General features: G+C 65.3%; 23 protein-coding genes and 1 tRNA gene. 8 read left to right on the forward strand and 16 right to left on the reverse strand.

Annotation, left to right across the window (positions count from 1 at the left end):
• The first annotated feature begins 26 nt into the window (after nucleotides 1–26).
• The 3 genes from ACZK33_RS20690 (at nucleotide 27) to ACZK33_RS20700 (ending at nucleotide 2,740) form a co-directional block, all read left to right on the forward strand.
• Entirely contained in the window at nucleotides 27–1,106 is a 1,080-nt protein-coding gene (locus tag ACZK33_RS20690; protein WP_252744429.1) for a S1 family peptidase, read from the forward strand.
• Between the two features lie 960 nt (nucleotides 1,107–2,066).
• Complete coding sequence (locus ACZK33_RS20695; protein ID WP_242878625.1) at nucleotides 2,067–2,396, forward strand: type II toxin-antitoxin system RelE/ParE family toxin; 330 nt, start codon at nucleotides 2,067–2,069, stop codon at nucleotides 2,394–2,396.
• Nucleotides 2,393–2,740, forward strand: a complete 348-nt coding sequence (locus ACZK33_RS20700; protein WP_252744430.1) for a helix-turn-helix domain-containing protein — start codon at nucleotides 2,393–2,395, stop codon at nucleotides 2,738–2,740. The genes ACZK33_RS20695 and ACZK33_RS20700 overlap by 4 nt, the downstream gene beginning before the upstream one ends.
• Before the next feature lie 94 nt (nucleotides 2,741–2,834).
• Here ACZK33_RS20700 and ACZK33_RS20705 read toward each other — a convergent pair whose 3' ends face one another.
• The 15 genes from ACZK33_RS20705 to dtd all read right to left on the reverse strand — a co-directional run bounded on the left by ACZK33_RS20705 (nucleotide 2,835) and on the right by dtd (nucleotide 15,783).
• Nucleotides 2,835–3,872: a phage portal protein gene (locus ACZK33_RS20705; protein ID WP_252744431.1), complete on the reverse strand. Its 1,038-nt coding sequence runs from the start codon at nucleotides 3,870–3,872 to the stop codon at nucleotides 2,835–2,837.
• Nucleotides 3,872–4,600 carry a hypothetical protein gene (locus tag ACZK33_RS20710; RefSeq protein ID WP_252744432.1) on the reverse strand — a complete coding sequence of 243 codons (729 nt, stop codon included), beginning with the start codon at nucleotides 4,598–4,600 and terminating at the stop codon, nucleotides 3,872–3,874. The genes ACZK33_RS20705 and ACZK33_RS20710 overlap by 1 nt, the downstream gene beginning before the upstream one ends.
• Nucleotides 4,601–4,681: 81 nt before the next feature.
• The gene (locus ACZK33_RS20715) at nucleotides 4,682–6,532 is read right to left on the reverse strand and encodes a DUF927 domain-containing protein (RefSeq protein WP_252744433.1); all 1,851 of its coding nucleotides are present in this window, start codon (nucleotides 6,530–6,532) and stop codon (nucleotides 4,682–4,684) included.
• Nucleotides 6,533–6,590: 58 nt separating this feature from the next.
• Nucleotides 6,591–7,442 carry a toprim domain-containing protein gene (locus ACZK33_RS20720; RefSeq protein ID WP_197601615.1) on the reverse strand — a complete coding sequence of 284 codons (852 nt, stop codon included), beginning with the start codon at nucleotides 7,440–7,442 and terminating at the stop codon, nucleotides 6,591–6,593.
• The gene (locus tag ACZK33_RS20725) at nucleotides 7,429–8,067 is read right to left on the reverse strand and encodes a hypothetical protein (protein ID WP_252744435.1); all 639 of its coding nucleotides are present in this window, start codon (nucleotides 8,065–8,067) and stop codon (nucleotides 7,429–7,431) included. The genes ACZK33_RS20720 and ACZK33_RS20725 overlap by 14 nt, the downstream gene beginning before the upstream one ends.
• Nucleotides 8,064–8,279: a hypothetical protein gene (locus ACZK33_RS20730; RefSeq protein ID WP_301655228.1), complete on the reverse strand. Its 216-nt coding sequence runs from the start codon at nucleotides 8,277–8,279 to the stop codon at nucleotides 8,064–8,066. Before ACZK33_RS20730 ends, ACZK33_RS20725 begins: the two co-directional genes overlap by 4 nt.
• A complete protein-coding gene (locus ACZK33_RS20735; protein ID WP_252744769.1) occupies nucleotides 8,276–8,485 on the reverse strand; it encodes a hypothetical protein in 210 nt (69 codons plus the stop codon). Before ACZK33_RS20735 ends, ACZK33_RS20730 begins: the two co-directional genes overlap by 4 nt.
• A gap of 293 nt (nucleotides 8,486–8,778) precedes the next feature.
• A complete protein-coding gene (locus ACZK33_RS20740) occupies nucleotides 8,779–9,063 on the reverse strand; it encodes an Ogr/Delta-like zinc finger protein (RefSeq protein ID WP_252744770.1) in 285 nt (94 codons plus the stop codon).
• Between the two features lie 9 nt (nucleotides 9,064–9,072).
• Nucleotides 9,073–9,276 carry a hypothetical protein gene (locus ACZK33_RS20745; RefSeq protein ID WP_252744771.1) on the reverse strand — a complete coding sequence of 68 codons (204 nt, stop codon included), beginning with the start codon at nucleotides 9,274–9,276 and terminating at the stop codon, nucleotides 9,073–9,075.
• Complete coding sequence (locus ACZK33_RS20750; protein ID WP_197601621.1) at nucleotides 9,273–9,545, reverse strand: helix-turn-helix transcriptional regulator; 273 nt, start codon at nucleotides 9,543–9,545, stop codon at nucleotides 9,273–9,275. The genes ACZK33_RS20745 and ACZK33_RS20750 overlap by 4 nt, the downstream gene beginning before the upstream one ends.
• A 622-nt stretch (nucleotides 9,546–10,167) precedes the next feature.
• Nucleotides 10,168–11,358, reverse strand: a complete 1,191-nt coding sequence (locus ACZK33_RS20755) for a tyrosine-type recombinase/integrase (RefSeq protein WP_197601622.1) — start codon at nucleotides 11,356–11,358, stop codon at nucleotides 10,168–10,170.
• A 181-nt stretch (nucleotides 11,359–11,539) separates the two neighbouring features.
• Nucleotides 11,540–11,615: transfer RNA gene (locus ACZK33_RS20760), tRNA-Ile, on the reverse strand.
• Between the two features lie 124 nt (nucleotides 11,616–11,739).
• Nucleotides 11,740–13,140: a type II toxin-antitoxin system HipA family toxin YjjJ gene (gene yjjJ, locus ACZK33_RS20765; protein ID WP_032128566.1), complete on the reverse strand. Its 1,401-nt coding sequence runs from the start codon at nucleotides 13,138–13,140 to the stop codon at nucleotides 11,740–11,742.
• A 258-nt stretch (nucleotides 13,141–13,398) separates the two neighbouring features.
• Nucleotides 13,399–15,252, reverse strand: coding sequence for an RNA polymerase sigma factor RpoD (gene rpoD / locus ACZK33_RS20770; protein WP_014038623.1), 1,854 nt, complete (start codon nucleotides 15,250–15,252; stop codon nucleotides 13,399–13,401).
• A gap of 90 nt (nucleotides 15,253–15,342) precedes the next feature.
• The gene (gene dtd, locus ACZK33_RS20775) at nucleotides 15,343–15,783 is read right to left on the reverse strand and encodes a D-aminoacyl-tRNA deacylase (RefSeq protein WP_201117431.1); all 441 of its coding nucleotides are present in this window, start codon (nucleotides 15,781–15,783) and stop codon (nucleotides 15,343–15,345) included.
• Between the two features lie 60 nt (nucleotides 15,784–15,843).
• On the opposite strand from dtd, the gene ACZK33_RS20780 reads away from it, so the two are divergent.
• The 4 genes from ACZK33_RS20780 (at nucleotide 15,844) to ACZK33_RS20795 (ending at nucleotide 20,105) form a co-directional block, all read left to right on the forward strand.
• Complete coding sequence (locus tag ACZK33_RS20780) at nucleotides 15,844–16,764, forward strand: lauroyl acyltransferase (protein WP_049461974.1); 921 nt, start codon at nucleotides 15,844–15,846, stop codon at nucleotides 16,762–16,764.
• Nucleotides 16,765–16,851: 87 nt separating this feature from the next.
• Nucleotides 16,852–17,988, forward strand: coding sequence for a GTP cyclohydrolase II RibA (gene ribA / locus ACZK33_RS20785; protein WP_423174148.1), 1,137 nt, complete (start codon nucleotides 16,852–16,854; stop codon nucleotides 17,986–17,988).
• 75 nt (nucleotides 17,989–18,063) lie between these two features.
• Nucleotides 18,064–18,564, forward strand: a complete 501-nt coding sequence (locus ACZK33_RS20790) for a PH domain-containing protein (RefSeq protein ID WP_049401009.1) — start codon at nucleotides 18,064–18,066, stop codon at nucleotides 18,562–18,564.
• Entirely contained in the window at nucleotides 18,561–20,105 is a 1,545-nt protein-coding gene (locus ACZK33_RS20795) for a PH domain-containing protein (RefSeq protein WP_032128560.1), read from the forward strand. Before ACZK33_RS20790 ends, ACZK33_RS20795 begins: the two co-directional genes overlap by 4 nt.
• A gap of 97 nt (nucleotides 20,106–20,202) precedes the next feature.
• On the opposite strand, the gene ACZK33_RS20800 is transcribed toward ACZK33_RS20795, so the two are convergent.
• Nucleotides 20,203–21,261 carry a CDP-glycerol glycerophosphotransferase family protein gene (locus tag ACZK33_RS20800; RefSeq protein ID WP_329810282.1) on the reverse strand — a complete coding sequence of 353 codons (1,059 nt, stop codon included), beginning with the start codon at nucleotides 21,259–21,261 and terminating at the stop codon, nucleotides 20,203–20,205.
• Here ACZK33_RS20800 and ACZK33_RS20805 point away from each other — a divergent pair.
• On the forward strand, nucleotides 21,260–22,078 hold the full coding sequence (locus tag ACZK33_RS20805) for a glycosyltransferase family 2 protein (RefSeq protein WP_049401006.1): 819 nt from the start codon (nucleotides 21,260–21,262) through the stop codon (nucleotides 22,076–22,078). The genes ACZK33_RS20800 and ACZK33_RS20805 overlap by 2 nt on opposite strands.
• The last annotated feature ends 4 nt before the right edge of the window (nucleotides 22,079–22,082 follow it).

Consider the following 22,082-nt stretch of genomic DNA (forward strand, 5'->3'; position numbering starts at 1 on the left):
CACACTACCGACCTGGACTCCGGCCTATGTCTGGCACCTTTGCCCCTAGAACCTTTGACGCCTTTCGGACTCACGCCCCCCGATTTCCGTACGGTCAAGGCGCCAAGCACGGCACCCTCTTTCCAATAGATGACCCCTTTGGTTTGCGCCGGGCGGTCGTACCCGTGTTCCAGCGCGATGTGGACGGGTCTATACGCGGAGCTGGCACCGCCTTCCATGTTGACGGCTGGGGCCGACTACTGACTGCGGACCACGTAGTGGACTGCGTCCGCGCCCGGCATCTGCGCCAGATCAAACCGGATGCCCGAATCAGCGCAGACATTACCAAGTCGCCCCACTCCACCGTTCTACTTGGCTATGGGGTTGTATTTGGAACTGTGGGCATACCTGAGCCATGTTGGGCCCCTATCCAGCGTGTGGACGCCATCGTTGCGCAGAAGAGAGCTAATCCGCTCTCAGAGCTACAGGGTGATGCCGGCTTTCAAATTGGCCCCGATATCGCCGGCGTTAGCATCTTGCTAGATGCTGACGCACCTTCGTTCCACACAGTGGCCGTGAATTTCGGCTACCGCCCCAACGTTGGTGAGATGGTGTTCGCGGTCGGATACCCCGAGCTTCACTTCGAGGCAATGAGCGCGGATGAGATCGCGCGCTATCTGCGAGAGGGAATGTTCGGGGTCTACGGAACCGTCACAGATCTGTTCCCCGATGGGCGAGGCGCAGCACATCCATCACCAGTTTTCGAAGTTGAAGCGGATTGGCCGTCCGGGATGAGCGGCGGGCCCGTTTTCAATAGGTTTGGCGAAGTGATAGGGATAGTCAGTTCTTCATGGGAGCCGAGCGACGGAGCGCCGGGCCTTGGCTACGCAACATGCTTGGCCATGGTCCCAGAAGCGCCTCAACTTGCCCCGACGCTAGATGACACAAACCCTGGCCGTCGCTGGGGCTTCTGCGTCTACAACTCTGAAACCTTCCAGCTCGCGGACGTGGCAAGCTCGCAAGGTCATGCCGAAGCCTTGTTAGCCCAGCTGCCTCCCGGCCACCTAGTCCGGCGGGGAAGTCACCTGATGGGCGGATATGACTTCATGACTGGCGACGCTGAGTGAGTACTTGAGGCGACTCTTCCATAGGCTACAGATAGAGAGGCAAGCATCGCACACGCGAGCTGCATGACCAGCGATGCGCGCGTGTCGGCGCCCCTTGGGTTGCCTGCAAGCCGTCCTCTCCCCTCTGCGCGCGCACTCGTCTCCCCGCCACGCCTGCGCACTTCATAGGGTGCTTTTTCTGCACTACCTGCACAGCGGCCAAGAACAGGCCCAGCAAGGCTGTCGAGGCACAGAAAGGTCATGCCAAAGCCTGCGAATCCCTGCACCCAAGGGGGTTTCTGGCGTGGCATTGAGCAGTCAGATGGACGCCAAATGTGCGGTGACCAGGGAAGGGAGAAAAGATGGCATCCGATAGCGTCCAAGAAGAAAACACCCACTACTTAAAGTGTTTCAGGAAGGCTATGAATTATGGGTCTGGAACGCTTTTTTGGTTACACGCCCTGTGCAGGCACTACCGCCCCTCTCCCCCTGCCCGCTTCCATTGTCTCCCAAGGGTTTCGCCGGTTTTACCTGCTGTCTTGCCGCCTGCCATTTCCTGTTTGAGATTTCTGACTCACTGTTTTTACTGGTCACATTGGTACACTGGTTACATCCTCTCCCATCCCCATATATATCAATGGCTTGCGGGTGACCCGAGCGCGTACCAGCCGTTGGGGACGACTGGTTACACTGGTTACAGTCAGGGCCGCAACCACGCGCTTGCCTGACTGCCCCAGAACCGCAGCCCCCCCCTTTCAGGCATCGCACCGCTGGCTGGATTACGTGACTGACCATCGCCCGGAATTCCGCGCCATGACGGCAGCGCACGTCTCGGATTCCACGCTGGCCCCTGGCTGAAATGGGGGCGCCGCCATACGCCGTTGGAGGCGCCGAAAGTTGGGTCAGCGGCCCTGAATGAACGTACATAAATAAGTACACTTCAAGGCACTCCCGGCGTATACTGGCCGCATGAAGACAGTCTTGGACGTCCGATTCTACCGTTCCGCCTCGGCCGATGAGCCCGTGCGGATATGGCTCAAGGAAGAAGTCTCCGCCGAGGCACGCAGGGCTATCGGTGGCGATATCAAGACGGTCCAGCTCGGCTGGCCCATGGGCATGCCGCTGGTGCGAAAGATGGATGACCGGCTGTGGGAAGTGCGTAGCTCGATCCCCGAAGGGATTGCCCGCGTCATGTTCACCACGGTCAAGCAGGACATGGTGCTGCTGCACGGGTTTGTGAAGAAGTCCGATAAGACGCCCAAGGCCGATCTGGCATTGGCAAAAAAGCGTAGAGATGAGGTGATCAAATGAGCAAGAACCAGCACATCGGATCAAGCTTTGACGACTTCCTGGAGTCGGAAGGGCTGCTTGAAGAGTCCGCATCTGTCGCGGTCAAGCGTGTGATCGCCTGGCAGGTTGCTGAGGCCATGAAGGTGGCCAAGGTCAGCAAGTCCGACTTGGCCAAGCGCATGAATACCAGCCGGTCGCAGTTGGATCGCGTGCTGGATGAGGCGGATACCGGGCTCACCCTCGATACGCTCAGCCGTGCAGCCACCGCCCTTGGCTATCGGATTCACGTTGACCTGGTCCCACCCAAGCAACAGGGTGGCAAGCAGCGAAAGAACGTGGCCGAGCCCACCATCTGCGCGGCATGAAACAAGAATGGGCCGCGCAAAGGCGGCCCATGGATTCAGTACGAGCCGTAGCCACCGCACGTTCTGCAGCCAGGATCGGCGCAACGACGAGGCGTCAGGTTGTTACAGGCGCCAGGTCAAACGGGGCGAAGGTAATGACCTCCTCGCCGATCCATTCGTTAACCATGGCCATCCGCGATTGCAGGGGTGCCAGTTCCATCGACGCCCACACCGTTGCCGCATCCCGTATCGAGCCGAATCCACCCGCATTCTGGGGGACGATACCCAGCAGCTGCGGCGGGATACGCAGCGCGGCCAGAATGTCATCACGGGTCACGCGCTTGATTCCGGTGAACTCATCCTTTGCGGCCACTTCGCTGATCGGGATCAGCTGCAAGCCATCCTTCTTGCCGTTGGGCGAGTGCACGAACAGGTTGCGGAAATTGCCCGGCCCACGCGAGTCTCGCAGAGCCTCACGCAGCGCATCCACGTCCATGCCCTCCGGCTGCGGGTCGGTCATGTAGAGGATGAACCCAGCGTGCGAGCCGTTGGTGTAGTACCTGCGGCGGAACAACGTGGCCGATTCGTTGAGCAGCGCCGACTGCACAACGGCCAGCCATTCCGGCAACCCGTAGATTTCCTGATCGGTATCGGCCTCGCGCAGCTGGTGCACCGAGCCAGGTGCAAATTCACGCTCGGCCCGTCCGGCTCGCACCTGAAAGAACTCACCGGGTTGCACACCGCGACGCATGTACTGCGCCATCAGCGGGTGCACCTGCAACAGCCGCCCGGAGTGCGAGATTTGCCGTCCCAAGTAGGCCATGCCGAACACCAGGTAATCCAAGGCCATCTGCGAGAACGCGGTGCGGTCCAGCAGTCGATGCGGCACAAAGGTGCGCACCAGCATGTTGCGCTTAAAAATCAGACCGCTGTGCAGGAACGGATTGGAGCGCGTGGTGCGCGACAGACCACTGAGGGTGATGGGAGGTTCGTAGTAGCGACCGTTGCGCCAGCACTCCAGGTAGTCGAACAACCCGCGCGAGTCCAACACGGGCGTTGGATCGCCAAAGGAAAAGGTTGTGACAGCTCCGGCAGTGCCCACGCTACGCGCGGGCACGACCTCACCGATAGCAGCATCGGCAGGGGAATGCATCACGCTGCCTCCCCACCACTGATCTTCTCTCGCAACTGTGAAAAACGAATCGGGCTACGCACCAGCTGCATATCCACCGCGCTCAGGTCCATCGACGGCAGCGCCAACACTTGCGTCACTCGGTCCGTCACTGCGGCATCGTCCAGGCGACGGCGAACCTCATTGCCGAGGCGGTCAAAGAACCGGCTTGCCAGTGCGCCTGTATCGCCGGAGCCCGCCGCTCTCGAGAACAAAGCAAAGGCGAAGACCAGGCTGTCCCCAGCCTGTAGCAGCAACTGCTCGTAGGCCTGATCGGCCACTTCCCTGGTGACGCTGCTTCTTGCGTTGAGACAGTGGCCCGCCACCTCGGCCAATTCCAGCTCCAGGCGCGGCAGCTCGACCGCAATCTCACCCTCCATCGCCTCGTATTCCTCAGCCAGCGACAGCGCCGAGCGCTCATTCGCGCGAAGCTTCTGAATGTCGCGGGTCAGCGTGCCATCGCTCTCGCGCAGCTTGGCACCCCACTGCTGGCGGGCAGCAGCGGCATCGCCCTGTGCAGCCTGCTTGGCGCGCCGCATCGTATCGACCTTACCCACCAAGGCGCGCTTGCGCTGCACCGCGCTGGCCAGCTGCTGCGCCAGCTCGTTCAGCCGTTGCCTGTTCTCCGATACCGGCGCAGCCTCGCTCCCTTCGCAGGATTGAATAGCCAGGTCGGCGGTGTTGGTGTTGATGCTCTGGTTGTCGCTCATGTTGAATCTCCATTGAAAATAATTGGCGGGGGTAGGCTCACCCGACACTGTGTCGGCGAGCTGTATGAAAGGCAGCGCTGCTCACAGGCCGCTGTCGTGAACCTTGCGGGGGTCAAAAACGAAGACGCGGATAGCGCCCAAGCCTGGGACACGCACGGTTTGGGAGGGCCTGCCGTCAGCGCTGCGCTTAAGCCAACCGGCCTCAGCCAGCGTGCGTGCGGCCAAGCGCACATCAAAGCCCGCACATAGCTCCCGTCTGAACGCTTCCTGCAGCACCAGGTATTCCGTCAATCCAACTTCATCGAAGCGCCGGAAACCTACGCGATCGCGCACCGGCACAGTGCCTTCAGGGCTGCGCAGCGGCTCAAGACGGCTTTCGCCGTGGGCCTCAAAGAACGCACGCACTCGCGAGAGCAGTTCGTCGGTGTCGGCGCTACCCGAGCCGCCTCGGCGATGCAGCCATGCCTGGAAGCACGCCGCCACGCCCCGTGTCGCCTCGCCCTTGGGCCAGCCGGTGATGCGGTGGCGGCAGCTGCTGGCCAACTCCCCGGCAAAGGCGACAACAGCGAAGCGCTCGGCCACGCGGCGCACCTCACCGGAGGCATCCTCAGGTACATAGGTGGCCAGGAATCGGTCGGTCGATTCGCGCAGTTGGGCGGTCAGGGTGGGGCTGTCCTGCTGGGTCAGGTAACCCATCCACAGCGGCCACGGTGCACCGTACGTGCGTGCGGCCGCGTCCTTAAGCAGGGCCGACAGTGCCGCGCCGTCGCTGGCATCGTGCAGGCGCTCAAACACACCGTGCCCACCCTCCGCCTCGGCCGGTACGTCAGCCAGGCGCACCGACTGACCCGCCCGTGCCTGCTTGCCCACCTCGGCCATGTGCTGGGCCAACCCGACCTCACCGGCTGACAGGATCAGCACCCGCCAGCGTGCCGCCGCACGTGCCTCACCGGCGCGGTTGGCGCGGCTCTTGCCGTTGCCGTTGGCCAACAGGTAGGCCGCATCACCGGCCTGCTTGGGGTCGATCTGTGCCAGTTCATCCAGAATCAGCGTCGCGTCGTTGTGCAGCACCGCCACGCCTTCCAGACCGTTGGCCGTGCTGCGCCACTCGCGGGCATATTCCGGGGGACCGACCACGCTGGCCGCCACGCGCAGCGCGGTGCTCTTGCCGCTGCTGCTGCCGCCGACCAGGTGGAAGCCACCGCCCGTAGCGCCGGTGAAGTGCAGCAAGGGCCCTGCGAACATCGCCGACACCGCCAGCACCAGGCGCGAGTTGTCCTGGCAGCGCCGGGCCACGTCACGCCGCCAGTCCTCCAGCGAGCCAACGGCCGCATAGTGATGCTGCAATCCGCCGCTGTGCTGGTAGACCAGCCGTTCGTCGCCGGTGCCGTAGCTTTCACCATTGGGCAGCACGTAGCGGCCCTCATGCCAGCCCGGCACGGCCACGTTGCGGGCGCGGGTGTCGATGCGCTCCTGGATGATGTAGGCCAACAGGCGCTGCATGGTGTTGCGGTGGGCCGACATTTCCACACCACCCGCTGCCAGCTGCCGCACGAACTCGCGCGGATCGCCCACCAGCATTTCCGCAGGTGCCGCCCACTGGTGGGGATGGCCATCGGCATCGGTCCAGGTCAGCAACCGGCCCCATTCCTCGCTCTGGCTGTTGCGCGTTTTGGCCTCGACCTTCAACGGCGAGCAGACGAACACCGGCTCGGCCAGGTCCCCGTCCTCGGTGACACCAACGTAGTACACGCCGGTCTCGTTGAGCTGGTAGTGGGCCCGTGCAGCACTGGAGCCGTCGGTGGCGTCCTTGTTGGTCTTGGTCTTGCCCTTGGCGCCCTTGCGCACAGCGCGCTGAATCGAGCCGCGTACGGCGCCGGTACCGGCGTCCTTGGCGGCATCATTGAAATCGACAGAGGTGACGTTGCTCATGCACGGGGCTCCGGTGCCGCGTCGGCGCGCTGCGCCTTCGGGATAAAGAGAGGGATCATCAGGAAGTAGCCTCATGGCGTGGCCGCGGCGGCATGGCCACCACCCCGCCCACGGCATCGGCGGCGCGCTGGGCGTTGGCCACACCCGGATTGATGCCCAGCCGCGCGGCGGTCGCCGCATCGTCATCGGCGCACACCACGATCACCGCCGAAGGGAACTTGGCACGCAGGGCGCAGGCCACCGGCTCCAGGTTCCCGGCATCGAACGCCACGGCGGTGGGGTGGCCCGTGGCCTCATGGATGCTGGCGGCGGTGGCATAGCCTTCGGCGATGCACACCACGTCGCTGACCGTGCGGCCTACGGCGTAGTACAAGCCACGCTTACGGCCACCGGCCAGGAAGCGCTTGCTGCCATCGGCGGCGATGGTTTGCAGGCTCCACAGCCGCCCCTGCGCATCGCGCAAGGGCACCAGCAGCAAGCCGTCCAGCTCACGCAGGCCGTGCACGCCCACGCCCTTGGCCACCAGGTAGGGATGATCGGGGGCAGCGGCGCTGGCGCGCTGCCAGCGCTCACGCGCCTGCTGCCGGGCCACGGCCTGGCGTTGCGCACGCTCGGCCTGCTGCTGGCGCTGGGCGCGCACCACGGCCTCGCGCAGCATCGCGCGGTCGGCCTCGCTCAGCGCCTCTCCTCCACCCTCGCACCAGGACTCATTGAGCCCGGTCTTCCAGTTGCCATAGGCACCGGCCTGCGGCGGGCCTGCGTGCAGCACATACCAGCCGCTGCGCTGGCCACTGCCATCGCCCTCGGCGCGTACGCGGCACAGACGGCCATTGGCCAGGACAGATTCGCCCGTGCCGACGCATAGACCTGCCGCACGCAGTGCCGCAATGAATCCCTCAGGCCGCGTCATCGTCGGCCTCCAGCTGGCTGCTGTGACGGGCGTTGGCCAACACGGCGGCGAGGTCCTCATGCACGTAGGCGGCGCTGAACGCTACAGCCTCAAAGGGCACCGCCATGCGCTCATCGACGCTGGCCAGCAGCAGTGCAGCCGAGCGTGCACGCTCCACGCGATTGAAGCTGTCCTCGCTGATCCAGTAGCCAAAGGGCATGGGGGCAGCGCTGCGCGAAAGCGCTTGCGGCGGCGCGGCAGCAGCCTGCTCGGCTTGCAGGTCGGCCAACTGCAAAGCCATGCCTCGGTCGAACTGTTCCTGCGACTCCGCAGGCGCGAACAACGACAGGCGCACGCGCACCCGCGCCGCGACGGTGGCCAGCTCCAGGCAATCGCGCTCCAGCGGCCACAGCAGGCGCTCGCGCAGGCGGTCCTCCAACGGATGGCCTTCCAGCGCCTCATCCAGTTCGCCACTGAGGATGGCCAGACGACGTGAGGCCTTGTTGTGCAGCCGCTCGACGCGGCGAGCCACCTCGACAATATGGGCGGTACGCTCGGCATCGAACCAGGTATCGGTGATGGTGGCGCTGAGTACGCCATCGGCCACGCCCGGTACGCCGGACACACTCACGGTTTCCGTGTTCATGCAGTCACCTGCGCATCACGGACCATGGCCAACAACTGGCCTACGGAGAGTGCTTCCAGTGCACCGGGTCGGCGTTCCAGCGCGTTCACCAGCTGCGACAGTGCGGCCATCGGCATCGTATGGATGCGCTGCAACTGACACACAGCGCTGAACAGGTCATGCGTGGCCGCATCGTCGTTGGCGACGGCAGCATTCAGGGCGAGAGCGTTCATCGCGCGGCCTCCTGGACGGTGGCGGCAATGGCGTGTTGCACCTCGCCCAGCGTCAACGCCTCGGGGGCCTTGCCGGTGGCCTCAAGGCGCGCAGTCAGCGCCAGCCAGCGGGAATGGTCCCAGTCGAGGGTGTCGGCGATTTCGCCAAGATGGTGTGCGATACGGGTGGCAAAGCGCGACGGCGCGGCCAGGGTGTCGAGAGACATGGCAGGATCCTTGTGTGAAATTGGATCCGCCAACTCGCTGCTAAACGAGGTGACGGACGGTACGCGGTTAGCAGACCGGCACAAGGACCGGCAGGCCTTTCGGCCTCCGCGCACCGCCCGCCATAGAACTGGCAAGCAATCGCCCGCGACGACACAGCGAGCAATAAAAAAGCGCCATGCATCGGTCGATGGGCGCTGGTGCGCCTTGTGAGTCGGGCTGCTAAACCCGGTCGCCGATTGTGCGGCGACGGGGCAATGCTGCGCCTGGTGAGCGGGTGCTGTCAACAGTTGCGTCATCGCCGTGCCTTGCGTGGGGTCACGGGTTCTGGCGCGGCCTGTGCACTGAGCGCGGCGCGTTCAGCGGAGCTGCTGATGGGCAGGCAGACGTCCCCCCTCGGGCACGCACTCTGCGTATGCGTACGCACGATTTCGGTGTAGGCCGAGAACGTGTGACCGCACAGCGCATTGCGGCACTGGAGCACGGATTCGCGCAACAGTTTGGAATGCAGCACGCTGGTGCGCACGATGGCGGGCGTATCGCAATGCGGGCAGCGCAGGAAGGCTCTGGATTGGCTCATTGCAGTGCCTCAGCAGTCAGTGATGGAACGGCTGCCCGCGACACCACGCGACAGCGCGATGCGGCCACCTTGCTCAGTCCGACTCTGCGAGAAATTCAGTGCCAGGTTCGGCTGCGCCACAGCTGTGCGCAGATGCTCAGCCAGGAACTTCGCCTCTGCCGGGCTGAGGCTGAATTTCTGGTTGGAGATGGTCAAGGTGATGGTGTCTTTCATGGCTGCACTCGCAGGTGGGTGTCGGGAATGTGGGTGGCAATCCACGCGTCCACGTCCGACTCCAACCAGACAGTTACGCGCGGGGAAAGGGGGATCGATGCGGGGAACCGGCCGCGCCTCATCAGCCAGTACAGGTGCGAGCGGGAAATGCCGGTGCGACTGAGCACTTCGGGCTTGCGCAGGAAGCGTTCACCGCGTGCGGCGTCAGGCCGAGAATGATCGGCAGGCTGACCGGGTGCGGTCGCCTGAGGGGCTGGGGAACCAAGCATGTGAGAGGTCGCGGGGCTGACGTTTAGTCAACCGCCGCCCTGTGTTGTGGGCTTGGTTAGAAGGCTAGAGACAGCTGCCGCTCAACTCACGCAGCACGATGTGTAGGGAAAATTTTTACAGTATTTTGTAAAATTACACATGACGAATTCCCCTTGACGGCGCACGTTCTCGATGCGAAAGCCAACTGGCGGGAGCTGACAATCGAGCGCAGCAGTCAAGCCGCCCGACTGGTTGCGCAGGACAAACGGACGCGCCTGGCAACCTGCTGCTCCAAGCCGACGGCGCAAAATGTGCGGCGAGCGAACTATCGATTACCGGCGGGTTCGGTCTGGTCATCGGCCGTCATGACGACAACTCGGCGGCCTACAAAGCCACCCGCTGGCCGGAAAGAGGCTGCGGCAGAGCCATTCAATCGGCGTGCGCCATCGATCCAGATACGTCCAATGTGGATCGATAGGGCGCAGCTGTAACCAGCGTAACCAGCTGTAACCAGTGAATGCGGCGCTCCGAAAATGGACGCAACCGACTGATTTTTAATACGTTTCTCAGCGGTGTAACCAGTGTTACCACTGTAACCAGCAGAAACAGTAAGTTAGAAATGAAAGATGGAAGAACGGGAGGTCAGCTGGAGGCTCTCAAGCCGTCCAGATAGTCCGCCCACGCCTGCATCATTTTTGCCCGCTCAATCAGGTGAGCCGTACGGTTGTATGCCCGTCCGTTGGGATCACGCACAGCGTGTGCAAGCTGGTGCTCGATGTAGTCCGGACGGAAGCCCAGCACCTCATCCAGCACAGTGCGCGCCATCGCGCGGAAGCCATGCCCGGTCATTGTGTCGGAGTCGTAGCCGAGGCGACGTAGCGCCGCGTTGATCGTGTTCTCACTCATGGGCCGCCCCTTGCCACGCACACTGGGAAACACGAACTCTTTCCGTCCAGTCAGCGGGTGCACAGACCTAAGAATCGCCACAGACTGCGAAGCCAATGGAACAACGTGCGATTGGCCGGTCTTGCTTGCCGTGAACCGCCATTCGCCATTGTCCAGGTCGATGTCCGACCATCGTGCACGACGAAGCTCACCAGGGCGAACGAATACCAGCGGCGCTAGGCACAGGGCCGCCATGACAATCGGTGATCCTTGATAGCCGTGTATTGAGCGCAGCAGTTCTGCGATCTGCTTGGGCTCAGTCATGCTGGCGAAGTGACGCCCTTCGGGCGAAGTGAGCGCTCCTTTCAGATCCTCTGCCACGTTTCTGTCTGCACGTCCTGTCGCAATCGCGTATCGAAGAACCTGGCTGACCAGCATCCGCGCCCGATGTGCAGTTTCGACCGCGCCGCGCCCCTCGATCTTGCGCAGCGTCTCCAACAGTTCACGCGCTGTGATCGCCGCAATGGGTCGTTGCCCGATGTACGGCGTCAGATCTTTCTCGATCAAGCGCGTCTCTCGTTTCACCGACCCGGCAGACAGCTTCTTGGCTCTCATCGCCAAGTGTTCGCGCGCCAGCGCCTCGAATGTGTTGGTGGCCAGTTCCAAGCTGGCCACTTTCTGCGCCTTGCGCTGCTCGCCCGGATCAACACCTTCGGCCAACAGCTTTCGCGCAGCAGCATGGCGCTCGCGCACGGACGCCAGGCTCACCTCTGGATAGGTGCCAAGCGACAGCGTGTTGCGCTTGCCGGTCACAGGACGCCGATAGTCCCAGCGCCACCATCTGGCGCCATCAGGTTTCAGCAGCAGGTACAGGCCTCCACCGTCTCGCAGCTTCTGCACGGCAGCGGTGGGCTTGGTCCTGCGAATGGCGGTATCGGTCAATGACATGGTGGCGGTAACTGATTCGGCGGTAACAGGTGTAGAGCGGGTGGAGGTTACCGCCAAAGATACCGCCAGAGAAGCCTGGATGCTCCTGGATCACATAGGACGCAATCAGACGCAAAAAAAGCCGAAACCCCTGTTTTTTCAGGATATTTCAGCCTTCATAGGACGACATAGGATCATCAATTGGTGGGCCCACCAGGATTCGAACCTGGAACCAAGGGATTATGAGTCCCCTGCTCTAACCGTTGAGCTATAGGCCCTGCGCAGCGTCACAGTGTAGTGGAGCCTGCGCTCAACCGGCTACCCGCCGGCGCCAAGACACACTGAAAAACCCTCAGCCATCGCTGCGCAACTCCACGCGCCCAGGCTTGCGCAACAGCTGGCTCACCCAAACCGCGCGCCCATCTCCCGCACCCGCTCGGCGTTCGCCCCCGCCAACGACCGCATTGCCGGCGACTGGATCCGCCCGTCAACAGCCACGCACTGCCAGAATGCTTCAGCCACCGGTGCCGCCCAGCGCAGATGCTGCAGATCACCACTGCCCAGCGGCGCGACCGGCGACAGCGGCTCGTCCGCGCGCAACACGCCCAGCTTTGACGGCGCCAGCGACATCGGCAGCATGTCGTAGACCGGCGCCAGCGGCAGCGGGCCGCGATCAATGAAGTGGAAGGCGATGTTGCCGTGGTGCATGTCGCTGTTGCCGATCAGCCGCCCGAACGCATGGCGTCGGCCCATCGCCTGCACGGTGTCGGCCGTCAGCCAGCCTTGATCACGCAGTTCGGCGCCTGCAACCGGCCACGCTGGGGTGACCTCGCCGGTGAACGCAGACGATAGCGACAGCAGCGAGACCAGGCCTCGCCGCCCCAGCAGATCGGGCGTGCGGTCGAAGCGCTCGATTTCCAGGAAGGTGTGCGTGGGCGACTGCAGCAGTTCGCTGGACGCCGCGGCTTGTCCAGACTCGCGCAGGGCCTCAAGCGCCAGATGTTCGCAGACCAGCAGATCGCTCCAGCGCTGGGCGGCGGCGCCTTCATCGGGCTGCGCGAACTTGACCAGGACCGAGCGGCGCCTGCCGTAGGCCTCTACGGTGGCGGTGAACTTGGGTTGCTCGCCACCCGGCGAGGAGCCCACGTCCTCTCCGTCCAGCGCAGCACGCGCACGCTCGCGATACTGTGCAAGACGATCGTCGGCCGCAACCCGATCGATCGGCACCTGCAACGTCTTCATCGCCGCCTCCACGGCGGCGGTACCGAGCAGCAGATCGCCCGCTTCAGTCCCGCCAGCGGTTACCAGGGCCATCAACACATCGTCCGGTTGCCAGCTCTTGAGGTCCTTCGGCAGGCCGAGCGCCTGCGCACGGCCATGGGCGAAGCTGCGACCAAGAAATCCCTGCGGTCGCAGGTCATCCAAGTACCACGGCAAGTCAGGAAAGAAGGCGGCAACGTCACCTTCGGGCGCGCGTCGCAGGTTCGGACAGTCAGGCCCGGCATCGACGTGGAAGCCGCCTCCTACCAGCGCAATTACCCGCCCCAGCTCCTCCAGCGTCGCATCTTCGCGCAGCCGGTACAGCGGCCATTCGCTGCCGGCCCGGGTGGGCCGCCGCAGTGCATAGGCGGTTGCCCGGGTGCTGCCCATGCGCACCACCTGCGGGCCACTGGCGGCCACCAGCCGGCTGAGCGCCATCCGGTCCACCCCCAGACGCTCGGCCAGCGCCGCGGCAGGTAGCGGCTGGCCGGGGGCCAGCTGAGCGATCAGATCCAGTACCTGTGGGCGTTGAGCGCGTGGCATGTGCATTACGTAATACGAAATTTGTTACGTAATTAGCATCAAAAAAGCGGGACTGCAAGCGCGGCTGTGCACCTATGAGCTTGAAAATAATGGACATATTCACGAAGAGCCAGCTTCGACGCGGGCCTTTCGTTACATTACTTGTTACGTAATCATAAGCCTCAGCCGAGCATGGGCTGGGCTTTGCAGAGATATGGTGGGCAAAGAAAAACCCCGCCGAAGCGGGGTTTCTCTCAACGCTTCAACAGCCGCTGGAAATCAATCGATATCCAGGAAGCTGCGCAGCTGCTCCGAGCGGCTCGGGTGACGCAGCTTGCGCAGCGCCTTCGCTTCGATCTGGCGGATGCGCTCGCGGGTCACATCGAACTGCTTGCCGACTTCTTCCAGCGTGTGGTCGGTGTTCATGTCGATGCCGAAGCGCATGCGCAGCACCTTGGCTTCCCTCGGGGTGAGGCCGGCCAGCACGTCGCGCACGGTTTCAGACAGATTGATGTTGGTGGTGTTCTCGATCGGGGACTCCACGTTGGTGTCCTCGATGAAGTCGCCCAGATGGGAATCCTCGTCGTCGCCGATCGGGGTTTCCATCGAGATCGGCTCCTTGGCGATCTTCATCACCTTGCGGATCTTGTCTTCCGGCATGTCCATTTCCTTGGCCAGCTCCTCCGGCGTAGCCTCGCGGCCGTACTGCTGGAGCATCTGGCGGGAAATGCGGTTCAACTTGTTGATCGTCTCGATCATGTGCACCGGAATACGGATGGTGCGCGCCTGGTCGGCGATCGAGCGGGTGATCGCCTGGCGGATCCACCAGGTGGCGTAGGTCGAGAACTTGTAACCGCGGCGGTACTCGAACTTGTCCACGGCCTTCATCAGGCCGATGTTGCCTTCCTGGATCAGGTCGAGGAACTGCAGGCCGCGATTGGTGTACTTCTTGGCGATCGAGATCACCAGGCGCAGGTTGGCCTCGACCATTTCCTTCTTGGCCTTGCGCGCCTTGGCTTCACCGTAGGCCATGGCGCGGCTGATTTCCTTCAGCTCTTCCAGGTCCAGCTGGGTCAGCTTCTCGATGTCGATCGTCGCCTGCTGTTCGGCGATGATCTGGTCCTTCACTTCGCGCAGGGCCGAAGACCACTTCTGCTTGCGCTTCAGTGCGTCTTCCACCCACTCCAGGTTGGTCTGGTTGCCTTCCCAGGAGCGGATGAAGTCCTTGCGCGGCATGCGGGCGGTGACGGTGGCCAGGTTCAGCACGCGGCGCTCATGGGCCTTGATCGACGCCATGGTGTCGCGCAGCTGCTTGGTCAGCACATCGGTCAGCGGCAGCGGCAGCTTCAGGGTGACGAACACCGCCGACATCTCTTCGCGCAGGCGCGGCAGGTTCTTCTTGTCGCCCTTGGTCGCCGCCTTCTTGAAGGCGTTGAAGGCATCGCTCAGCGCCTGCATGCGCGCAGCGACTTCCTCCGGATCCGGACCGGTCGGTGCGGCTTCTTCCTCGCCACCCTCGACATCATCGTCCTCGTCCTCGTCGCCTTCGGCGTCGGCATCGCTGCTGTCATCGGCAGCAGCCGCCGGCGGCGCCGGCTCTTCGTCGGCCAGGTCGTTGAAGCCAACGATCACTTCGGCCAGGCGCTTCTTGCCTTCCTTGTGGGCTTCGTAGTCGGTCAGCAGCGACTCGACCGAGACCGGGAACTGGCCCAGGGCGGCCTGGACCTGCGAAAGGCCTTCCTCGATGCGCTTGGCAATGGCGATTTCGCCTTCGCGGGTCAGCAGCTCGACGGTGCCCATTTCGCGCATGTACATGCGCACCGGGTCGGTGGTACGGCCACCTTCGGTATCGAGCGCGCTCAGCGCGGCGGCAGCTTCTTCGGCCGCGGTGTCATCGACTTCGCGGTTACCGGTGTTGCCATCGTTGAGAAGCAGGGTTTCCACATCCGGCGCAACTTCATGGACATCGATGCCCATGCCGTTGATCATGCCGATGATGTCTTCGATCTGTTCCGGGTCGACCATGTCGTCCGGCAGATGGTCATTGACTTCGGCGTAGGTCAGGTAGCCCTGTTCCAGGCCCTTGCTGATCAGTTGCTTGATTTCGGATTGGGCAGGACGTTCGTTGGCCATGTAGTGCTCGCGCCACCGGCTAGGGAGAAATAGGGAACGTAGCATTATACCAGCCCGGGGCCCTGCCTGCCGGGCGGTGGTCCCGCAGGCTCAGGGCCTGAGAAGGAAGGTCACGGGACCGTCATTGACCAGGCTGACGACCATATGGGCACCAAACCGGCCCGTTTCCACCCCTGGCGCGTGATTTTCACGACAGATGTCGACAAATCGATTGAACCCGCGTTCAGCCTCGTCCGGCGGTGCGGCGCTGGTGAAGCTCGGCCGCATGCCCGAACGGGTATCGGCCGCCAGGGTGAACTGGCTGACCAGCAGCAGGCCGCCGCCGGTGTCGCGCAGCGACCGGTTCATCTTCCCGGCCTCGTCGGCGAACACCCGGTAACCCAGCAGGCGCTCGGCCATGCGCCGCAGCTGGGCCTCGGTATCGCCCGGTTCCATGCCCACCAGCGCCAGCAGGCCCGGACCAATCTGGCCGACCGCTTCGTCATCGACGTGGACGGCAGCCTGGCTGACACGCTGGATAAGGACGAGCATCGTGGGCTCCAATGAACGGGGCCGGCCACGATAGCAGCGCCCTTGGCTAAACTGGCGCAGATGAATCCGCAACGCAAAGCCCGGCTGGTCTACCGCGCCACCACCCTGTTCGCCCGCCTGCCCTGGCCGCTGCTGCGGGGAATCGCCCGTGCCCTGTCCTGGACCTGGATCAGTCTCAACGCCCGTGAGAGCCGCGTCACCCGACGCAACCTGGAGCTGGCCTACCCGGACCTGGACCGCGCCACGCGCGACCGCCTGCACCGGGAGCTGCTGCGCTCCACCGCCCTGCAGGCCATCGAGACCCTGCGCCTGTGGAGCCAGGCGCCGGCCGACAACCTGCGCCTGCACCTGAAGCAGCGCCACGGCGAGGCCCTGTACGACGCCGCCCTGGCCAGCGGCAAGGGCGTGATCGTGGCCGCGCCGCACTTCGGCAACTGGGAGCTGCTGAACCAGTGGCTGGCCTCGCGCGGTCAGATCGCCATCGTCTACAAGCCACCGGAGGACGAGGCCAGCGATGCCTTCCTGCAACTGGTGCGGGGCGGCCAGAACGTACAGCAAGTGCGCGCCGAAGGCCCGGCCGTGCGCCAGCTGTTCAAGGTGCTCAAGGACGGCGGTGCCACCGGCATCCTGCCCGACCAGCAGCCCAAGGCCGGCGATGGCGTGTTCGTGCCGTTCTTCGGCGTGCAGGCCCTAACCATGACCCTGGTCAACCGGCTGGCCGAGCGCACCGGCGCCACCGTGCTGTATGGCTGGTGCGAGCGCATCGGCCCGGACATGGAATTCGCCCTGCACATCGAACCGACCGACGCCGCCGTGGCCGACCCCGACCCGCAGGTGGCCGCCACCGCGCTCAATGCCGGCATCGAGCGCATTGCCCGCCGCGATCCGGCGCAGTACCAGTGGACCTACAAGCGCTATACGCTGCGGCCACCGGGCAGCGGCGAGGAAGACCCGTACGCGACCGAAGAGCATCCGCACTGACGGCCGCCGCACCCAGGCCCATCCGGCCCCTGCGACCGGCGGCCGCACCACGTTGAATACGACGCCGGCGCCCCCATAGAGACTGCGATGTCCGACTCCCCCGGTCCTGCCATGTCTGCTGCTTCTTCCCTGTTCGGCGATCCGGCCGCGATCCGCTGCGAGCGCGCGGTGGCCGAACTGCGTGCCGGTCGCCCGGTGCTGCTCCACGATGGCCAGGGCCAGCGCCTGGCGGTGATCGCGCTGGACAGCGCCACGGCCAGCAGCTTCGCTGCCTTCGCCAATGCCGCCCGCGAGCGGCACTACCTGTTCCTGACCGCCACCCGCGCCCGCGTGCTTGGCGTGGAGGCCCCGCAAGGTGCGCGCCTGCCGCTGGCCGGTGTTGACTTCGATGCCCTGCCCTCGCTGGGCTACCTGCGTGAACCGGGCCCGATGCCGGACGGCTGGAGCGCCGGTGACGCCTTCGATGCAGGCGCGGTGGAACTGGCCCGCCTCGGCCTGTTGCTGCCGGCGATGGTGGCGGTGCGCCTGGACGCCGAAGACCACACCTTCGATGGCGCGGCCGAGGTTGCGCTGTGCGACCTGGCCGAGGGCGCAGCACATGCCGCGCATGACTACGAACTGGTGGCGCGTTCGCCGGTACCGCTGCGCGATGTCGGCATGACCACGTTCGCGGTGTTCCGTGGTGGCGTCGCCCAGCGTGACCAGGTCGCGATCATCGTCGGCGAACCGGATCTGTCGGCGGTGGTACCGGTACGCGTGCACTCCTCGTGCCTGACCGGCGACCTGTTCGGTTCGCTCAAGTGCGACTGCGGCGACCAGCTGCGGCGCGGCCTGCGCAAGCTGAAGGAACTGGGCGGCGGCGTGCTGCTGTACCTGGACCAGGAAGGCCGCGGTACCGGCATCGCGGCCAAGATGCGTGCCTATGGCTACCAGCATGACGGTCTGGACACCATCGATGCCGATGCACAGCTCGGCTTCGGCGCCGACGAACGGCGCTACGGCAGCGCGGTGGCGATGCTGCGCGGCCTGGGCATTTCGCGCGTGGCCCTGCTCAGCAACAACCCGACCAAGGCGCAGCGCCTGCGCAACGCTGGCATCGAGGTGCTGGACTGCATTCCGGTCACCGGCGAGATCACCGCCGAGAACGAGCACTACCTGCGCACCAAGGCTGATCGTGCCGGCCACATGCTGGATGTGGACGCGCTGATCCAGGCTGCCCAGTAACGCAGCCGACCTGCTACCGTCTGCGCGGTGCGGCCACGGCCGCCACCGCCCGCCCTGCCACCTGACGGAGCCCGCGTGACCGACGTTCCCCTTACTGCTCCGACCACCGATGCCTGGCAGTCGCTGCCGCGCCGCGCCGCGCGGCTGGCCGCACTGGAAGGTGCCTTCGGCGGCCTGTTTGTGCCGGGCCTGCCGCTGGCCGCAGCCGCGTGGTTCTTCGACCTGCCCGGCGGCCTGTGGACGGCCGCCCTTGGGCTGCTGATCGGCATCGTCTTCGGCGCCTGGCTCGGCCGCCGGCGCCTGGTCCGCACCCGCTGGCGGCTGGATGCCCAAGGGCTGGGCCTGCGCCGCGACCTGATGTGGCAGCTGGAAACGCGCATCCCCATTTCGCGCGTGCAGCACCTGGACCTGCGCCGCGGCCCACTGGAACGCCGTGCCGGCCTGGCCACGCTGATCGTGCATACCGCCGGAACCCGCATGAGCGCAGTGACCGTCAGCGGCCTGGACGAGGCGGATGCCGAGCGCCTGCGCGATACCCTGTCCCACCAGCTCGACCAGGACGCCGACGCCCTGTGAGCCTGCCACCGCCTCTGCCTGCAGCACTGCCCGCCGGTGGCGAGGACCACCGCCTGCATCCGTGGTCGTGGTTGTTCGTACTGTTGATGCAGTTGCGCCATTACTTCCTGCCGCTGGTCGCACTGCTGGTGTTCGGCCAGCGCGGCGACCGCGACCCGATGTGGGCGCAGCTGATTCCGCTGACGGCAATTGCCGCACTGGTACTGGTGTCGGTGCTGCAGTACCTCAGCTACCGCTACCGTATCGGCAGTGATGCGATCACCGTGCGCAGCGGCCTGCTCGCGCGCAACCGGCGCGAGATTCCGTTCGCGCGCATCCACAACGTGGAGGTGCGGCAGAACCCGCTGCACCGCCTGTTTGGTGTGGCCGAGCTGCGCCTGGAATCGGCCGGTGGCGTGCGCCCGGAAGCGGAAATGCGGGTGCTGAAGCTGGACCAGGCGCTGGCGCTGGAACGGCTGGTCCGCCAGCGCGGGCAGGCGCCGCAGGCCGCCGGCATCACCGAGCCCGACCCGGTTGCCAGCACCGCGACTGAGAACGAGCAGGTACTGCTGCGCCTGTCGAGCTGGGACGTGGTACGCATGGGCCTGCTCTCCAACCGCGGCTGGGCGCTGGCGATCGCCGCGTTCGGCGTGCTGTTCCAGACCGTGCCACGGCCGGTGATGGACGATGCCCTCCAGCGCGGTGGACGCGAAGCCTTTGGCTACGCCAGCCATCTGCACCCCGGCGTGACCGGTGCGTTTCTGCTGCTGGCTGCCGCGCTGCTGCTGGGCTGGCTGGCGCTGCGCGTGCTGTCGGTGGTGCTGACGCTGCTGCGCTACCACGGCTTCACCCTCAGCGAGCAGGACCGACGCCTGACCGTATCGGCCGGTCTGCTCAGCCGCACCCGCAGCAGCGTGGCGCGCCGGCGCATCCAGGCCTGGACGCTGCGCGAAGGTACTTTGCAGCGCTGGTTCGGGCTGCGTCAGCTGCGCATCGACAGTGCCGCCGGTGGCCCCGCGCGCGATGAGGACCGCGCCCTGCGCGAACTCGCGCCGCTGGCGTCCAGTACACGTTGTGAGCAGCTGGTGCAGCACCTGCTGCCGCAGCTGCAGTGGCCTCCGCTGCAATGGCAGTCCATTCCGCAGCGCGGCTGGTGGCGGCTGTGCCTGGGCGCACTGGTGCTGGTGCCGCTGCTGGCTGCGGCCGCGTACTGGCGCTGGGGCCCATGGGGCCTGCTGGTGCTGGCGTGGCTGCCGGTGGCGCTGCTGGTCGCGCACCGGCAGATGGCACGCATGGGCTGGTACCTGGACGAACACTATGTGGCGGTGCGCGGCGGCTGGTGGAAGCGCTGGTGGCGCTGGGCCGAGCTGGACAAGGTGCAGGGCCTGCGCCTGCAACGCTCGCCGCTGGACAAACTGCTGGGCACCAGCAGCCTGCAGCTGGATACCGCCGGCGCGCATGGTGATGTGGCGCTGACGCTGCATCATCTGCCGCAGGCACAGGCCCAACAGGTGATGGATCAACTGGCCGCGGCGCTGGCGCGGCGCAAGCTGCGCTGGTAAGCACTACAGGTCGTGCCGATCGCCGGCCGGCAACTGCCGCCATTCCCGAGGTTGCCGGCCAGCGGCCGGCACTACCGCGAGCGGGGTCAGCGAGGCATCAGCGCTGCGACGGGCCCCAATACCCCAGGTTCTTGCGGATCTGCAGATCGCGCACCCAGCTGCCGAATGGCTTGCGCCGCAACGCACCCATTTCACCGGACAGGAAATCCTCGGTGGCCGCGATCACCCGTTCACTGGAGCGGCCATCGCGGTAAGGGTGGATGGCATCGGCGTAGCGCACGATTTCCGCCTGCAGCGCGGCGTCCGGGTGCAGCGCGCGCTGCAGCATCGCCTGCAGCTGCGCAGGATCATCGAAGTCGATCATGTGCGGCTTCGGCACGCGGTTGCGGAAGGTCACCACCGGCTTGTGCTGCACGATGAACTCCGAAACGATCGATGAGGTGTCCGACACCAGCACATCGGCGGCACGCTGCGCGGCCATCACCTGCTCCGGCTCGATGAAGCGGGCATTGGCACCGGCCAGCGCGCGGTAGCGTTCGAACAGTTCCGGTGGGCACTTCGGGTGCAGGGTCAGCAGCCAGTAGTGGTCACCGGCGGCGATATCAGCGGCGATCTGCGCATGCAGGTGCGGAGCCGCGCTGAGCCGCTCGGTGAAGGTGGAACCGAACAGGATCACCGGGCGGTCACCGGCCGGTGCGCGCAGCGCGGAACTCTCGCCTCCGTCATCGCGGAACAGCGGGTCCAGCTTCGGCCAGCCAGTCTCGGCCACGGCGAAGTGGCCCTGCAGGCTGGCGATCTCGCGGAACGGTGCGGTCGTGGCCGGCCCCTGCGTGCAGTACAGGTCGAACATGCCGCGCACCCGGAAGTGGCCGCGCGCACTGTCCCGCTTCTCCACGTTGAAGCCATGGAACAGCTGCACCTTGGCCCCCGAAAGGAAGGTCGGCACCCAGTTGGCCGCGCTGAACACCGCCCGCGGACGCATTGCCAGGGCCTGCTTCAGGCCCACGTTGGGCACCCCCGGCAGGCTGCTGCCGGCCGCGCCGTCCTCGAACCAGGCCGCCACCTCCTGCCCGGACGCGTGCAAGGCCTGCGCCAACGGGGCGAGAATAGGCAGCGCATAGCGCTCCGTCGCAAACAACAGGTACCCGGCCATCATGTCCTCCACGACCGCTCCCATCGAACGGCCTCGCATCTCGGCGTGCATTATCGCGTTCAACGAGGCCGGGCGCATCGGCGACTGCCTGGCCTCGCTGGCCTTCTGCGATGAGATCGTGGTGGTGGACTCGCAGTCCACCGATGCCACCGTAGCCATCGCCGAGTCCGCCGGTGCCCGCGTGCTGCAGCGCCGGTTCGAGGGCTTCCGCAGCCAGAAGGCGTTCTGCGTCGAGCAGGCCAGCCACGACTGGGTGCTGTGCCTGGACGCCGACGAGCGCATCAGCCCCGAGCTGCGCACCGCCATCGAGCAGGCCCGCGACGGTGGCTTCGGCGGCCAGGCCGGCTACCGCTTCGCCCGCCTCTCGGAGTACTTCGGGAAGTTCCTGCGCCATGGCAATGCCTACCCGGACCGGGTGATGCGCCTGTTCGACCGCCGCCGCGGCGGCTGGCGCGGCAAGCGCGAGATCCACGAGGCGGCCAGTGTCGACGGCAGTGTGGGCACCCTGCGCGGCGACCTGATCCACTATCCGTACCGGTCATTGCAGCAGCAGCTGGCCAAGACCGAGAAGTACGCGCGGATGATGGCCGAGCACGAGTTCGCACGCGGCAAGCGGGCCACGCTGGGCAAGCTGGTGCTGGCGCCGGCCTGGCGGTTCTGGCGCGGCTTCCTGTTCCGTGGCGGCTTCCGCGACGGCTGGCACGGCCTGGTCTACGCCTATGTACGGGCCAACTACGTGCGGCAGAAGACCATCATGTTGTGGATGCTGGGCAATGGACAGGCGGTGGCCGACCCGGCGCCTTCCGCGGACCGGCCTTGACCAC

The organism is Stenotrophomonas sp. 86156_Sma, assembly GCF_056481625.1.